Annotated in this window: 19 protein-coding genes; 9 read left to right on the top strand and 10 right to left on the bottom strand. The window is 68.7% G+C overall.

Annotated elements, in window-relative coordinates; all coding sequences use genetic code 11:
- Positions 1 to 303 (top strand): hypothetical protein, encoded by a 303-nt coding sequence (locus tag DFR50_RS28895; RefSeq protein WP_113893394.1) that lies wholly within the window; start codon positions 1 to 3, stop codon positions 301 to 303.
- A 76-nt stretch (positions 304 to 379) separates the two neighbouring features.
- Here the strand turns inward: DFR50_RS28895 and DFR50_RS28890 are convergent, their stop codons facing one another.
- From DFR50_RS28890 to DFR50_RS28870, 5 genes are all read right to left on the bottom strand, one after another.
- Positions 380 to 862: a phasin family protein gene (locus DFR50_RS28890; RefSeq protein WP_113893392.1), complete on the bottom strand. Its 483-nt coding sequence runs from the start codon at positions 860 to 862 to the stop codon at positions 380 to 382.
- A gap of 135 nt (positions 863 to 997) precedes the next feature.
- Complete coding sequence (locus tag DFR50_RS28885; protein ID WP_113893390.1) at positions 998 to 1180, bottom strand: hypothetical protein; 183 nt, start codon at positions 1178 to 1180, stop codon at positions 998 to 1000.
- Positions 1181 to 1547: 367 nt separating this feature from the next.
- Positions 1548 to 2102 carry a 3'-5' exoribonuclease domain-containing protein gene (locus DFR50_RS28880; RefSeq protein ID WP_170153436.1) on the bottom strand — a complete coding sequence of 185 codons (555 nt, stop codon included), beginning with the start codon at positions 2100 to 2102 and terminating at the stop codon, positions 1548 to 1550.
- Positions 2103 to 2188: 86 nt separating this feature from the next.
- Entirely contained in the window at positions 2189 to 2809 is a 621-nt protein-coding gene (locus DFR50_RS28875) for a PEP-CTERM sorting domain-containing protein (protein ID WP_113893386.1), read from the bottom strand.
- Positions 2810 to 3226: 417 nt separating this feature from the next.
- Positions 3227 to 3682: a YidB family protein gene (locus DFR50_RS28870; protein ID WP_113893384.1), complete on the bottom strand. Its 456-nt coding sequence runs from the start codon at positions 3680 to 3682 to the stop codon at positions 3227 to 3229.
- 192 nt (positions 3683 to 3874) lie between these two features.
- Here DFR50_RS28870 and DFR50_RS28865 point away from each other — a divergent pair, with 192 nt between their 5' ends.
- On the top strand, positions 3875 to 4129 hold the full coding sequence (locus DFR50_RS28865) for a GlsB/YeaQ/YmgE family stress response membrane protein (RefSeq protein ID WP_113893382.1): 255 nt from the start codon (positions 3875 to 3877) through the stop codon (positions 4127 to 4129).
- Positions 4130 to 4134: 5 nt separating this feature from the next.
- On the opposite strand, the gene DFR50_RS28860 is transcribed toward DFR50_RS28865, so the two are convergent.
- From DFR50_RS28860 to pgsA, 3 genes are read right to left on the bottom strand one after another with little or no spacing between them, the layout of a single operon-like run.
- On the bottom strand, positions 4135 to 4599 hold the full coding sequence (locus DFR50_RS28860; RefSeq protein WP_113893380.1) for a molybdenum cofactor biosynthesis protein MoaE: 465 nt from the start codon (positions 4597 to 4599) through the stop codon (positions 4135 to 4137).
- A gap of 6 nt (positions 4600 to 4605) precedes the next feature.
- The gene (gene moaD, locus DFR50_RS28855) at positions 4606 to 4857 is read right to left on the bottom strand and encodes a molybdopterin converting factor subunit 1 (protein WP_113893378.1); all 252 of its coding nucleotides are present in this window, start codon (positions 4855 to 4857) and stop codon (positions 4606 to 4608) included.
- 5 nt (positions 4858 to 4862) lie between these two features.
- On the bottom strand, positions 4863 to 5456 hold the full coding sequence (gene pgsA, locus DFR50_RS28850; protein ID WP_113893376.1) for a CDP-diacylglycerol--glycerol-3-phosphate 3-phosphatidyltransferase: 594 nt from the start codon (positions 5454 to 5456) through the stop codon (positions 4863 to 4865).
- Positions 5457 to 5626: 170 nt separating this feature from the next.
- On the opposite strand from pgsA, the gene upp reads away from it, so the two are divergent.
- On the top strand, positions 5627 to 6262 hold the full coding sequence (gene upp / locus DFR50_RS28845; RefSeq protein WP_113893374.1) for a uracil phosphoribosyltransferase: 636 nt from the start codon (positions 5627 to 5629) through the stop codon (positions 6260 to 6262).
- A gap of 164 nt (positions 6263 to 6426) precedes the next feature.
- Here upp and DFR50_RS28840 read toward each other — a convergent pair whose 3' ends face one another.
- Positions 6427 to 6843: a Ros/MucR family transcriptional regulator gene (locus DFR50_RS28840; protein ID WP_113893448.1), complete on the bottom strand. Its 417-nt coding sequence runs from the start codon at positions 6841 to 6843 to the stop codon at positions 6427 to 6429.
- Between the two features lie 496 nt (positions 6844 to 7339).
- On the opposite strand from DFR50_RS28840, the gene DFR50_RS28835 reads away from it, so the two are divergent.
- The 6 genes from DFR50_RS28835 (at position 7340) to DFR50_RS28810 (ending at position 12250) form a co-directional block, all read left to right on the top strand.
- On the top strand, positions 7340 to 9259 hold the full coding sequence (locus DFR50_RS28835; RefSeq protein WP_113893372.1) for an ABCB family ABC transporter ATP-binding protein/permease: 1920 nt from the start codon (positions 7340 to 7342) through the stop codon (positions 9257 to 9259).
- Between the two features lie 56 nt (positions 9260 to 9315).
- Positions 9316 to 10014: a phosphatidylserine decarboxylase gene (locus DFR50_RS28830; protein ID WP_113893370.1), complete on the top strand. Its 699-nt coding sequence runs from the start codon at positions 9316 to 9318 to the stop codon at positions 10012 to 10014.
- Positions 10015 to 10020: 6 nt separating this feature from the next.
- A complete protein-coding gene (locus tag DFR50_RS28825) occupies positions 10021 to 10830 on the top strand; it encodes a CDP-alcohol phosphatidyltransferase family protein (RefSeq protein WP_113893368.1) in 810 nt (269 codons plus the stop codon).
- 334 nt (positions 10831 to 11164) lie between these two features.
- Positions 11165 to 11383, top strand: a complete 219-nt coding sequence (infA, locus tag DFR50_RS28820) for a translation initiation factor IF-1 (protein ID WP_113893366.1) — start codon at positions 11165 to 11167, stop codon at positions 11381 to 11383.
- 31 nt (positions 11384 to 11414) lie between these two features.
- Entirely contained in the window at positions 11415 to 12050 is a 636-nt protein-coding gene (locus DFR50_RS28815; RefSeq protein WP_245428202.1) for a Maf family nucleotide pyrophosphatase, read from the top strand.
- Positions 12047 to 12250 carry a DNA gyrase inhibitor YacG gene (locus tag DFR50_RS28810; RefSeq protein WP_113893364.1) on the top strand — a complete coding sequence of 68 codons (204 nt, stop codon included), beginning with the start codon at positions 12047 to 12049 and terminating at the stop codon, positions 12248 to 12250. Before DFR50_RS28815 ends, DFR50_RS28810 begins: the two co-directional genes overlap by 4 nt.
- A gap of 113 nt (positions 12251 to 12363) precedes the next feature.
- Here DFR50_RS28810 and DFR50_RS32390 read toward each other — a convergent pair.
- The coding region (locus DFR50_RS32390) for a hypothetical protein (RefSeq protein ID WP_170153435.1) at positions 12364 to 12581 on the bottom strand (218 nt) is incomplete at its 5' end.

Here is a 12581-nt window from a genome sequence, read left to right as displayed (position 1 = left end):
ATGGGCAACGGCAGACACGAGATCAGGATCAAGGGCTTTACCGACGAACGGATGGAGCGCCTGAAACGCTTCACCCGCTCGCTCAACGCCGAACTCGCGCTGGTCGGCGGCGAGCCGCTCGACCTGCTGGAGGCGCACGCGGACTATCAGGGCGTGATCGACGACCACGAGGGAACCTGGGCCGATCTCGCGCGACGTCTGGCCGCTGAGCGCACCCGCGTCGCCTATGTCGAAGGCGACGACAGGGACGACGACCTCGACACCGTCGAGGACGGCGAAGGCGTGCCGGTCGAAGCCGACTAGCGCCTGGCGCTGCGACCCGGACACGCTCCGGGTCGCGGGTTCGCCTTCCCCGGCAAGCCGGAGGGGGACGCCGACCTCACCGCCCCGACGTCGTCATCGCTTCCATCACCCGGCGCGCCGCATCGCGCCTGATCGCGGCCAGATCTTTCGCCTGTCCGGCGACGAGTTCGACGCCGTCGCGCATGGCCCTGCCCATGGTCTCGACGAAATCCGCGGGTGAGCGGGCCTGCATCAGCGTCTGCCCGAGGCGCAGATTGGCCTCCGCGTTGCTCTGGAAGATCTGGAGGAGCTTCGCGTTGTAGTCCTGCACGGCCTTGAACACGGCCTCCACGGCGCCGCCGTAGGTCCTCGAGGCGCTCTCGATCCGTTCCGCCGTGTCGGCGACGAATCGTTCGCCGACCCTCCCCGCCTGACCGCCGGCCTTCGCCGTTTCGACCGCGTAGCGTTTGCCGGCCTTCGCCGCCCGCTCGCCGGCCGCCTCGCCCGCCTTCGCCGTCTCGGCGACGACGTTCGCGGCCTGCTCGGTCGCGTTTGCAGCGTTGTCGACTTCTTGCGCCATGATGGACCTCCTGCCGCCGCCGGTGATGGACAAAACGCCAGGGCGCCGCCCGGGGTCCGCGGGTCCCGGCGGTCGGGAGAGGAACGCGCGGCCGATGTCGGGCGCCCTCGTCCCGCTCGGAGAGACGCCGGCCGTTCAGGTCGCCCGCGGCCCGCGCAGGGTCTGAAGCGCGGATTCGACCTTCCGCCAGGTCTCGGCGCCTTCCTTGTCGTTGTCGCGCTCGCATCGCACGGCGCGCTGCGCCGCCTCGGCGAGCGCGGATTCGCCGTGCGCCTCCATGAGTTGCCGGGCGTATTCGATGATCGCGGTCTCTTCCATGGGCGACCTCCCCGCGCTTGGCGCCCAACCGACACCCCGGCCGGGCTCGCGCGGCGCAGCACAGATAGCCGAAGATCGCGGCGCGAGTGGGCCGGGCCGGGGCATTCCGCCGTCGCACGCCGGCCCGCCGCTGCGCGAACCCGGCGGGGCCGCGTCCCGGCCTCTTCGCCCTTGCTTCGATCCCGTCGTCTGAATGTCGCTTTCTTCAGAGGCTTTCGGGCGGACGCCGGCGTGGAGGCGGTCGGTCGGGGCGTCGTCCGCGCTCAGCGAACGCCGCTGCCGGGGCGTCGGCGCCCGGGCAGCGGCCCCGGCGTCGAGCGCGTTGCAAAATCTTTCACCCCCCGCGCCCTCGAAAACCGCCCCGACGTCAGAGGACGCCCTCCGGCGGCGCGCCCTTCGGCGCGGCGGCGAGCGGGCCGAAATGCTTGCGGCCGTGGGCGCGGCGCGGGGCGCCTTCCGGATGCAGAGTGGCGAGGAACGTCCACGCGTCTCTGGTCCAGCGCGCATCGTTCAGCGCGTGATGAAGCGGGCTCGTCTGCTCCGGCAACGACGGGTCCCCGAGTTCGATCGCCCATTGCTTGATGTCGAGGCAGAGCTGCGGATAGTGGAACGGCAGTTCTTCCAGCCCGCCGAACAGCCCGACCAGCGCGAACCAGTCCCAGGCCGGGAAATAGCCCCAGAACACGGGATGCTCGTCGCCATGCGTGAAGTCCATCAGCGCGTAACTCATGGTTTCCAGGCTCATGCCCCCGCCCGCGAGCTGCGGACGCACGTGTTCGAGCGTCCACGGGCTCGCCTTCGACCAGTCGACCTGGTCGCTTTCCACGTAGAACTCGCGCCCGTCCTCGGCGACGACGGCGACGCTGACGAGGTCGATGGTGAAGGGTTTGGCGATGAACTCGGTGTCGATCCAGTATTTCATGGGGGCCCCCGGCGCATAGGCGCGGGGGCGAATGTTCGCAGCGAACGCCCTCGGCGGCAACCGCGCGTTTCCGGGCCCGGGCGGGCCTAGACGGCGGCGGCGGGACGCCTCCATCGGGCGAAGCCGAGGGCCGCGGCCAGGGCGGAGAGGACGAGCGCGACGGTGGGCGGCTCGGGGACGGCCGGCGTGCTGGACACCAGCGTCACTGTCGGCAGATCCATCGTCACGGCGTACGGCCCCAACGGGAAAAGCGCCGCGCCGAGGATTCCCGACGGATAGACGATGTCGAAATTCTGCGAGCATCCGGCGGCGAGCGCAACGCCGTCGCCGACGCAGGTCTGCTCGCGGCCGCCGATTCCCCCGATGGCGAGGGACGGCGCGCCGCCCGTCGTGTCGTAGGAGAACAGGGTGGTCGACATCAGGGTCTGCCGGATCGTGTCGCCGCGCGTATCGCTGAAGGTCGCGGAGAACGCGCTGAGGTCGGCGAGGTCGATCAGGCCGCGAGCCCCGACGACGCCGGTGAACGAACCGGACAGAACGCCGCCGGGCACGGCTGCGCCGACCGACACTGCGCGGGTCGTGGGGTCGACGGACGCGAGGGCCCAACCGACCTGGGTGAAATCGAACACATCGATGGTGGCGGCGCGGGCGACGCCCGCCGCCGCGAAGGCCGACAGGGCGGCGGTCGCCAGAAGGACACTGCGCATGTCACACCTCGGGTTGCGCCCCCCGCGGCTCCGTTCCGGCCGGCGGGCGCCGACTTGCGCCGCTCCTGCCACTCCTGTCCCGTTGGCCGAGTTGAGCGCCCAATTGAGGCGAATGCGCGGCTTCTTGGAGGGGGCGCGGGCGGGCTGGACGGGCCGACGCTCGTCCCCGCCGGCGCGTCGCGTCGCGAGCCGCGCGCCGCAGGGCGGCGGTCGCGATGATCATGAACCCGACGGCGCCGTGTCTGCTTGCACAGCCGCCGCCGACCCCGGGCGTCCGCGCCGCCGTTCGGAGCACACGAAAAGGCTGAGCGTCGCCGTCGACGGCGGCCCCTCCCTTCCACGCGCGATCGCAATGCCCAGCGCCGCGGGGAAACGCGGCGCGCTCGCGGACGGGCGTGAAGGGCCTCTCCCTGGCGCTTACTTCTGCTCGAGATCGGCGACGGTCGGCACGCGGCCCTTCGGGGTCAGACCGTTGATGACCGCCGGCAGGGCGAGCGCGAGCTGGTTCAGGAGTTCCTGCTGGCTAAGGCCGGTGCTTTTCGAAAGCTGGTCGAGAATGCCGCCGCCGAGCGCGCCGCCGAGTTGGCCGGGCTGGACCGGCTCGTTCGGCCCATGGCCGACCCAGGAATTGACCTGCTGACCGAGCCCGCCGTTGGTCAGCTTGCCGATCAGATCGCCGAGGCCGCCGACCACGCTGGTCGTCGGCGGGTTGACCGGGATCTGCGCCGGAATCGGCTGGGGCGGCGCGGACGCCTGCGACGAGCTCCCGCCGAACAGCTTGCCGAGGATCAGGGCGCCGACCGCGACCGCGATCGGCGTCGCCAGGCTGCCGCCGGGCACCGAGTTCTTCACCGTATCGTCAAACATTCCCATCGCTTCCTCCTCAATGAGGCCGGCCGCGCCCGCTGCGGCGCCGTCGCCGCCATGTGATGTCGCGTACGCCCAGGTAAAGACGCGCCAGCCTACCGGCTTGCGTTTTCCGCGTCCATCCCGCAACAATCCGCGCGCCCGGGCCGCGATCGGGGATTGCGGACCTTGCCCGGGCCCGCGGAAGGAGTGTTTGCCATGGGCGTCATCAGCTGGATCATTCTCGGGCTGATCGCAGGTTGGCTCGCCGGGTGGTTCGTCAACAAGCCGACCTCCGGAATATTTCAGAATCTCGCGCTCGGCGTCATCGGCGCGGTCGTCGGCGGGTTCCTCGCCAGCGCGGTCTTCGGGACCGGCGTCACCGGGATCAACATCTGGAGCATCATCGTCTCCGTGATCGGCGCCATCGTCGTCGTCTGGCTCTACGACCGGTTCGCCGGCCGGCGCGTCTGACCTCTTCAGCGGTCGGCGGCGCTCCAGCGCGCTGCCGACGCGTCGTCGGCCTCCCTGGCCTCGACCCAGCCGCCGACCGTTCCGTCGCGCATCAGCGCGCGCTTCCAGAACGGCGCCCGGGTCTTCAGGAAATCCATCAGCATTTCCGCCGCCGCGAACGCTTCGCCGCGATGGGCGGAGGCGACCGCGACCAGAACGATCTGTTCGCCGGGCGCGATCCGGCCGAAACGGTGGATCGCGGTCACGCCGAGGAGCGGCCATCGCGCCTCCGCCTCCGCCGCGGCCCGCGCCATCTCCGCTTCCGCCATGCCGGGATAGTGTTCGAGTTCGAGCGCGGCCAGCCTCCCGCCGTCGTCGCGGCAAAAGCCCACGAAGCTGACGACGGCGCCGACATCGGCGCGCCCCCGGGCGAGCGCGGCCGCCTCGGCGCCGGCGTCGAAATCCTCGCGCTGGACCCGGACCGTCGCCATGCCGGGTCAGCCTCCCGTCATCGGCGGGAAGAAGGCGACCTCCTTCGCCCCCGCGATCGCCGCCCCGCGGCCGGCGTGCACCTTGTCGAGCGCCGCCCGCACCGCCATCGGCTTCTCGAAGGCGTAGGCGTATTCCTCGCCGCGGCTCGCCAGCCAGGCGATCAGGTCGCCGACGGTCACGACGTCGGGGGGAAGGTCGAGCTCCTCCTCGCCCTTACCCACCCGTTCGCGCACCCAGGCGAAATAGATCAGTTTCATGGGCCTCAATCGCCGCCGACGTGGTCCAGGCTCGCCTTCATGTAGTCCCAGCCGGTGTAGAGCGTCAAAATCGCGGCGAGCCACAGCAGGACGACGCCGATCGTGACCGACCCGGGCAGCACGGCCTCGCCCGCCGGGCCCGCAATCAGGAAGCCGAGCGCGACGAGCTGGGCGGTGGTCTTCCATTTCGCCACCGCCGTCACCGGCATCGGCACCCTGAGCTCGGCCAGATATTCGCGCAGGCCGGACACGAGGATTTCCCGGCACAGAATGACGATCGCCGCCCAGAGCGTGGCCCCTGAGATCGTCTGGACGGCGGCGAGCATCAGGATCGCGGCGGAGACGAGCAGCTTGTCGGCGATCGGATCGAGCATCCGCCCGAGCGAGGACTGCTGCGACCACGCCCGCGCGAGATAGCCGTCGAAGAAATCGGTGAGCGCGGCGGCGATGAACAGCGCCAGCGCGCTCCAGCGGGCCCATGCGTCCTGCGGCCAGAACAGCAGTCCGGCGACGACCGGAACCGCGGCGACCCGGGCGTAGGTCAACACGTTGGGCAGGGACCAGTTGCGGCTGATCGGAGGGGTCATCGAGGAGGCCATGTGCAGACGCACCTGACATCGTCGTCCGGCCCCCGTCAATACCGGTTGACGTGGCCGCAGCGCGCGGCGCCCGGGCTCAAAGCTGGGGACGGGTCGACCGTCGCCGCCTTTCCCGGCGCAACCCGGTCCGGTTCGGTCTAGAATTGCCCGAGCCAGAATGGCCAGGAGCATTGCCCATGTCGAACGTCCACGTCGTCAGCCACCCCCTCGTGCAGCACAAGCTGACGCTGATGCGCGACAAGACGGTCTCGACCAAGGGGTTCCGCCAGCTCCTCAACGAAATCGGGATGCTGCTGGCCTACGAGGTCACCCGCGACCTGCCGATCGAACTGATCGAAGTCGAGACGCCGCTGGCCAAGACCATGCAGCCGACCATCGCCGGCAAGAAGCTCGTTTTCGCGCCCATCCTTCGCGCGGGAACCGGTTTTCTCGACGGCATGCTCAATCTGGTGCCGAGCGCGCGCGTCGCCCACGTCGGGCTCTATCGCGACCCGCAGACGCTCGAGGCGGTCGAGTACTACTTCAAGGCGCCCACCGACGTCGCCGAGCGGCTGGTCATCGTGATGGACCCGATGCTGGCGACCGGCAATTCGGCGATCGCCGCGCTCGACCGACTGAAGCGGCGCGGCGTGAGGGACATGCGCTTCGTGTGCCTGCTGGCGGCGCCCGAGGGCGTCGAGAGGCTCACCAACGCGCATCCGGACGTCGAGATCTGGACCGCCGCGATCGACGAGAAACTCAATGACCACGGCTATATCGTGCCGGGACTGGGCGACGCGGGCGATCGGATGTTTGGAACCAAATAGCCGCCAGAAACGGCCCCGCGCGGCGTTGTCGCCGCGCGGGGCCCGACGGATTCGCCCCAGCCGACCGCGCGCGGCCAGCGATCGCGACCTGCGCCCGAGGCGCCGCGCCGGTCACGGCGGCGGCCTGCTTCCCCGACATAACCCCCCAGAAAGCCAGTCGGGCCTTACTTGCGGCGACGGCGTTGCTGTCCCAGCCCCATCTGCTTGGCGAGCGCCGAGCGCGCCTTAGCGTAAGCCGGAGCGACCATCGGGTAATCGGCGGGGAGACCCCACTTCTCCCGGTATTCCTCGGGCGAGAGATTGTACTGGGTGCGCAGGTGCCGCTTCAAGGACTTGAATTTCCGCCCGTCCTCGAGACAGACGATGTAGTCGTTGGTGATCGACTTCTTCGGCGGGACGGCCGGCTTCGCCGCCTCGACGACGATCGGCTGCGCGCCCGAGGCCACTCGGACGATCGCCGCATGAACATCGTTGAGCAGCGTCGGAAGCTCGCTCGCCGGCACGGAATTGTTGGAGACGTAAGCCGAAACGATTTCCGCTGCGAGCTCGACGTGATTGCTGGATTCGCTCATTTCTATCATGACTCCGGATGCCCCGAGACGAACGCGACCGGCGAACAACTCACAGGTCATTGTCGCCGCCTGACCGGGACGGCGCTGATCTTTTGTTACGGCCAAGCAGCGACTTGGGCGCGCTCGCGTATAGCGCATCCGTAGACATGGCACAAGTTGTTCTCAGACTTTTTTTAGCTACGCGAGCGCGAGTCTTCGGTTGAATACTCAGCGCCCCTCCCTGAACCCATGTTGGACGCGGCGCGGACACAGTCGATATCGCTTGACTCGGCGCAACGCTCAGTTAGCCGCTGATAACCGGCGAATTGATTCGCGCCGATTGCCCGTCGCGGCGAAAGCGAGACGGAACGCCGCGCCGAGATTTGCCGGGATCCTGCGGCAATACGTCTCACGCAAGGGAGAACGAAGCCAAAAAAGAGATTGGCGAGGATGTCGCGCGCCGGCCTGAACGACTATATGCGATCCCATCCATCAACCGTCTCCGCAGAGACCGACGCGTGGCCAAATGACCTCGAAGAATCAGTCTCCGCGGGGGCGTGAACGGGCCACCTTGACGAGCACCGTCAGGCTCCTGTGGCCCTACATCTGGCCCACGAATCGAACCGACCTGAAGGTGCGGGTGGCGCTCGCGATCGCCATGATGCTCTTGTCCAAGCTGGCCACGATCGCCATTCCCTACGCCTTCAAATGGGTCACCGATTCGCTGGCGGGAAACCTCCCGTCGACGCCTTTTCCGCTCGGTCACGTCGTCGTCGGCGCGGGGGCGCTGACCGTGCTGTACGGCGCCCTGCGCATCGTGATGGCGCTGACGCAGCAGGGTCGCGACGCCTTCTTCGCAGCGGTCGCGATGAACGCCGTACGCAAACTCGCGATCGAGGTGTTCGAGCACCTGCATCACCTGTCGCTGCGGTTTCATCTGGAACGGAAGACCGGCGGGCTGACGCGCGTGCTGGAGCGCGGCCGAAACGCGATCGAGACGATCATTCGCACCTCGATGCTGACGGCGGTCCCGACGATCGTCGAATTCGCGCTGATCGTCGGCGCCATGCTGTTCTCGTTCGACTGGCGCTATGTCGTGGCGATCAGCGTGACGGTCGCGGCCTATCTGGCCTTCACGACGGTCGCGACCAACTGGCGCATCGGCATCCGCCGCTCGATGAACGAGAGCGACACCGACGCCAACACCAAGGCGATCGACAGCCTGCTCAACTTCGAGACGGTCAAGTATTTCGGCGCCGAGGCGCGCGAGACCGCCCGTTACGACAAGGCGATGGCGCGCTACGAGCGCATGAGCGTCAGAACCTATGTGTCGCTGGCGGTGCTCAACGCCGGGCAGGCGATCGTCTTCACGCTCGGGCTGACCGCCGTCCTGATGATGTGCGTGGCCGAGATCAAGGAGGGGCGCAAGACGGTCGGCGACTTCGTGTTCATCAACCTGATGATGCTTCAGCTCTACCAGCCGCTCAATTTCATGGGCATGGTCTATCGCGACATCAAGCAGGCGATCGTCGACATCGAGGCGATGTTCGCGATCCTGGGCCAGAATCCGGAAATCGACGACCTGCCCGGCGCGCAGGCGCTGCGCGTGACCGCGGGCGACGTGCGCTTCGAGGACGTCGAGTTCGCTTACGACTCGGAACGGCCAATCCTGCGCGGAATCTCGTTCGAGGCCCGGCCCGGACAGACCATTGCGCTCGTCGGCCCCTCGGGCGCCGGCAAGTCGACGATCTCGCGGCTCCTGTTCCGGTTCTACGAGCCGACCGGCGGCCGCATCCTGATCGACGGCCAGGACATCCGGCAGGTCACGCAGACTTCGCTGCGCGCCGCCATCGGCATGGTTCCGCAGGATACGGTGCTGTTCAACGACTCGATTCTCTACAACATCCGTTACGGCCGCGAGGGCGCGAGCGACGCCGACGTCGACACGGCGGCCGAGAACGCCCAGATCGACGCCTTCATCCGGTCGCTGCCGCACGGCTACGACGCGGCCGTCGGCGAACGCGGGCTGAAGCTGTCGGGAGGCGAGAAACAGCGGGTGGCGATCGCCCGCACCATGCTGAAGGCGCCGCCGATCCTGGTGCTGGACGAGGCGACATCGGCGCTCGACACGTTCACCGAGCGCGAAATCCAGTCGGCGCTGGAGCGCGTCTCGCGCGGGCGAACCACGATCGTGATCGCGCATCGGCTGTCGACGGTCGTCGACGCCGACGAGATCCTGGTGCTCGACAAGGGCGTCATCGTCGAGCGCGGAACCCACGACGCGCTGATCGAGCGGGGCGGCGTCTACGCCGCGCTGTGGAGCCGGCAGCGCGAGGCGGACGCGGCGGAGGAGACGCTGCAGCGCGCGGGCTATCGCGACGACGAGCGCAGCGATCGCGACGCGTTCGCCCTCCCCGAGACGATCATTTCGCCCGACGCGCCGTGACTTTTGCAGCCGTTGGCGCCATCAAGCGCCAGCCTCAGCAACCAGGTCTCTCGTTCATGAGCGTCATCAACTCTCTCCGGCGCAGCCTCGCGCCGATCCATCCCGAGGGCTATCCGTTCGTGGCGGGATTCGCGGTTGCGAGCCTGGTTCTCGGGTGGTTGTGGGGACCGCTCGGCTGGATCGGGCTCATCGCCACGCTCTGGTGCGGGTATTTCTTTCGCGATCCCGCGCGCGTAACGCCGGTCAGCCCCGACCTGGTGATCGCGCCCGCCGACGGGCTGGTCAGCTTCGCAGGGCTCGCCGCCCCGCCGCCCGAACTCGGGCTCGGGCTGGGGCCGCTGCAGCGCGTCTCCATCTTCATGTCGGTGTTCGACTGCCATGTGAACCGCGCCCCCGTCGCGGGGCGGGTCGAGCGGATCGTCTATCATCCGGGACTGTTCCTCAGCGCCGACCTCGACAAGGCGAGCCAGGACAACGAGCGCAACAGCATCGTGATCGATGCGCTCTCGGGCCGGTACGGGGTGGTGCAGATCGCCGGCCTGATCGCGCGCCGGATCGTCTGTTTCACCCGGGAGGGCGCCGGGCTCGCGGCCGGAGAGCGAATCGGTCTGATCCGCTTCGGCTCGCGGGTCGACCTCTACCTTCCGGCCGACGCCCGGATCGTCGTCGGCCTCGAATCGCGGGCGATTGCGGGGGAGACGGTGATCGCCCGGCTCTCGGCCGCCACTGCGCCGCTGCCGTTCCAGAGGAGCTGACGGCCCATGGACGAGTCGACTTCGCCGAGCGAAGGGCCGTCGCCTTCCGCCGTCCAGCCGCCGCGGCGCCGTTTTCGCAGGGTGCCGTTGCGGCTCCTGCTGCCCAACATCGTGACCCTGCTGGCGCTCTGCCTCGGCCTGACCGCCATCCGCCTCGCCATGGACGGGTTGATCGAGTGGGCGGTCATCGCGATCGTCGGGGCCGCCGTGCTCGACGGGCTGGACGGCCGGATCGCGCGCGCCCTCAAGGGAACGTCGCGGTTTGGGGCCGAACTCGATTCGCTCGCCGATTTCGTCGATTTCGGGGTCGCGCCGGCGCTCGTCCTGTTCGTCGCCGATCTGCACGCGGCCAAGAGCTTCGGCTGGATCGTGACCCTTCTGTTCGCCATCGCCTGCGCGCTGAGGCTCGCCCGTTTCAACGTCATGCTGGACGACCCCGACCAGCCGTCGTGGCGAAAGACCTTCTTCGTCGGCATGCCCGCCCCGGCGGGCGCGATCGTCGTCCTGCTGCCGATCTACATCCGCTTCGCGCTCGACCTCGGCTCGACCAGTCCCCGCGTCGCCTTGATCGAGAGCGTGTACGTGGTTGCGGTCGCGTTCCTCATGGCCAGTCGGGTGCCGCATTTCTCCGGCAAGTCGATCGGTCGCGTGCCGCGGGAGTATCTCACGGTCTTTCTGGTCGGCGTCGCCGCGATGCTCCTGCTCGTCTTCGTATTCCCGATGGAAACCCTGATCGCCGTCACCCTCGCCTACCTCGCCTCGATTCCGTTCGCGGTTCGGCGCTACCGCGCGCACGACCTCGGCGGCGTGACCTAGCGGGCGCGGCGGCGAACCGGACGCGGGCCTTTCGCAAGCCGCGCGCGCCACCGAGACCTCGGAGCGGGAGCATTCCCTCGATCGCTCCCGCCGGAGACGAGGGACCGGCGTACCGCCGACCCGCCGCCTCATGGATCGCGCTCGCGGCGGCGCCTTTTGTACTTTTCCCTTTCGCGGCGAAATGCGCTAGAAGGCCGGCGTCGCCCGGCTCCTGCGACAAGGGGCCGGGCGACGCGTGTCGTCCGGCGATTGGCCGAGCGGCTCCGGACATTCGGGGCGGCGTCGGTGTCTGCATGCTTGCCAACGCCTGCGAGCCGACTCTAGAAGGAGCCCTATGTCCAAAGAAGAACTGCTCGAGTTTCCGGGATTCGTGGTCGAATTGCTCCCGAATGCGACCTTCCGGGTCAAACTGGAGAACGATCACGAGATTATTGCTCACACGGCCGGCAAAATGCGCAAGAATCGAATCCGCGTGCTCGCCGGCGACAAGGTCCTGGTCGAGATGACGCCCTACGATCTGACCAAGGGCCGAATCACCTACCGCTTCAAGTGAGGCCGGCGCTCGCGCGCGGGCGCTGGACGACATGATGATTGCGCCCGCCCGTCCGCGGCTCGTGCTCGCCTCGGGCTCGCCCCGCCGCCTCGCCCTGCTCGCCCAGATCGGCGTCGCCCCAGACTGCGTGGCGCCGTCGGAGATCGACGAGACGCCGCGACCCGGGGAGGCGCCGAGGGCGCTGGCCGAGCGGCTCGCGGCGGAAAAGGCCGAGGCCTCCGCTGCAGGCGACGCCGGAGGTGGCGGCCGCGCCGCCTGCCTCGCGCTGGCGGCCGACACCGTGGTCGCGGTCGGTCGGCGAATTCTGCCCAAGTGCGAAACCGCCGACCAGGCGGAAGCCTGCCTCGCCCTGCTCTCCGGCCGCGGCCACCGTGTCTACACCGGCGTGGCGCTGGCGACCGAAGGGAGACTGCGAAAAAGGCTGGTGGAGACGCGCGTGCGCTTCAAGCGCCTGTCGCGGGACGAAATCGACGCCTATGTCCAGAGCGGCGAATGGCGCGGCAAGGCCGGCGGCTACGCCATCCAGGGCCTCGCCGGCGGCTTTGTCATCCGAATCGTCGGGTCTTACACCAACGTCGTCGGGTTGCCGCTCGCGGAGACCGCTGCGCTGCTCAACGGCGAGGGGTATCATCCGCACCGGCTCTGGAGCGGGACTGTTCTCGAATGAGCGCGAACGACAGCGATGCTGCGAAGCCGCCGCCGGCGAAGGCGCCGGTCTGTCCGATCTGCGGAAAGCCCAGGAGCGAGCGCTACGACCCATTCTGCTCCAGGCGATGCGCCGACGTCGATTTGTACAAATGGCTCAAGGGCGGCTACGTGATACCCGGATCGGAGCGTGAGCGGGGCGAGCCGCCGGACGACGTCTGACCGACGACCGGAAGCGGCTTTCGTCGCCGAAGTGCGGCTCCCGGTTTCGGGCTCCAGCGGACGAAAGCAGACCTCCGGTTTCAGGTCTCAGCGGCGCGCTCTACGACCTTTCGTCACACGAACTGGACGGCGTTGGGCTGCGCGGCCAGCGTCGCCGCCGTGACGCCCTGAAGCGTAAGGCTGTCGCCGACGCTGTCGAAGACAGTAACCGAATTCGCCGTCCCGACCGACTGCCCGAGCACCGCGGCGACGTCCTGGGCCTGCGTCATGGCGGGGGTGAGATAGGCGTAGTCGGCGGCGCGCAGCTGCAGCAGGTCGGCGTTGTGGCCCG

Source organism: Roseiarcus fermentans, from assembly GCF_003315135.1.
GTDB classification, from domain to species: Bacteria; Pseudomonadota; Alphaproteobacteria; order Rhizobiales; family Beijerinckiaceae; genus Roseiarcus; species Roseiarcus fermentans.
This window is presented reverse-complemented; position numbering and strand designations above follow the sequence as displayed.

Coding starts and splice junctions, on each gene's coding strand:
- DFR50_RS28895 (WP_113893394.1), top strand. CDS start 1: ATGGGCAACGGCAGACACGAGATCAGGATCAAGGGCTTTACCGACGAA.
- DFR50_RS28890 (WP_113893392.1), bottom strand. CDS start 862: ATGGCGCAAGAAGTCGACAACGCTGCAAACGCGACCGAGCAGGCCGCG.
- DFR50_RS28885 (WP_113893390.1), bottom strand. CDS start 1,180: ATGGAAGAGACCGCGATCATCGAATACGCCCGGCAACTCATGGAGGCG.
- DFR50_RS28880 (WP_170153436.1), bottom strand. CDS start 2,102: ATGAAATACTGGATCGACACCGAGTTCATCGCCAAACCCTTCACCATC.
- DFR50_RS28875 (WP_113893386.1), bottom strand. CDS start 2,809: ATGCGCAGTGTCCTTCTGGCGACCGCCGCCCTGTCGGCCTTCGCGGCG.
- DFR50_RS28870 (WP_113893384.1), bottom strand. CDS start 3,682: ATGGGAATGTTTGACGATACGGTGAAGAACTCGGTGCCCGGCGGCAGC.
- DFR50_RS28865 (WP_113893382.1), top strand. CDS start 3,875: ATGGGCGTCATCAGCTGGATCATTCTCGGGCTGATCGCAGGTTGGCTC.
- DFR50_RS28860 (WP_113893380.1), bottom strand. CDS start 4,599: ATGGCGACGGTCCGGGTCCAGCGCGAGGATTTCGACGCCGGCGCCGAG.
- moaD (WP_113893378.1), bottom strand. CDS start 4,857: ATGAAACTGATCTATTTCGCCTGGGTGCGCGAACGGGTGGGTAAGGGC.
- pgsA (WP_113893376.1), bottom strand. CDS start 5,456: ATGGCCTCCTCGATGACCCCTCCGATCAGCCGCAACTGGTCCCTGCCC.
- DFR50_RS28840 (WP_113893448.1), bottom strand. CDS start 6,843: ATGATAGAAATGAGCGAATCCAGCAATCACGTCGAGCTCGCAGCGGAA.
- DFR50_RS28835 (WP_113893372.1), top strand. CDS start 7,340: ATGACCTCGAAGAATCAGTCTCCGCGGGGGCGTGAACGGGCCACCTTG.
- DFR50_RS28830 (WP_113893370.1), top strand. CDS start 9,316: ATGAGCGTCATCAACTCTCTCCGGCGCAGCCTCGCGCCGATCCATCCC.
- DFR50_RS28825 (WP_113893368.1), top strand. CDS start 10,021: ATGGACGAGTCGACTTCGCCGAGCGAAGGGCCGTCGCCTTCCGCCGTC.
- infA (WP_113893366.1), top strand. CDS start 11,165: ATGTCCAAAGAAGAACTGCTCGAGTTTCCGGGATTCGTGGTCGAATTG.
- DFR50_RS28815 (WP_245428202.1), top strand. CDS start 11,415: ATGATGATTGCGCCCGCCCGTCCGCGGCTCGTGCTCGCCTCGGGCTCG.
- DFR50_RS28810 (WP_113893364.1), top strand. CDS start 12,047: ATGAGCGCGAACGACAGCGATGCTGCGAAGCCGCCGCCGGCGAAGGCG.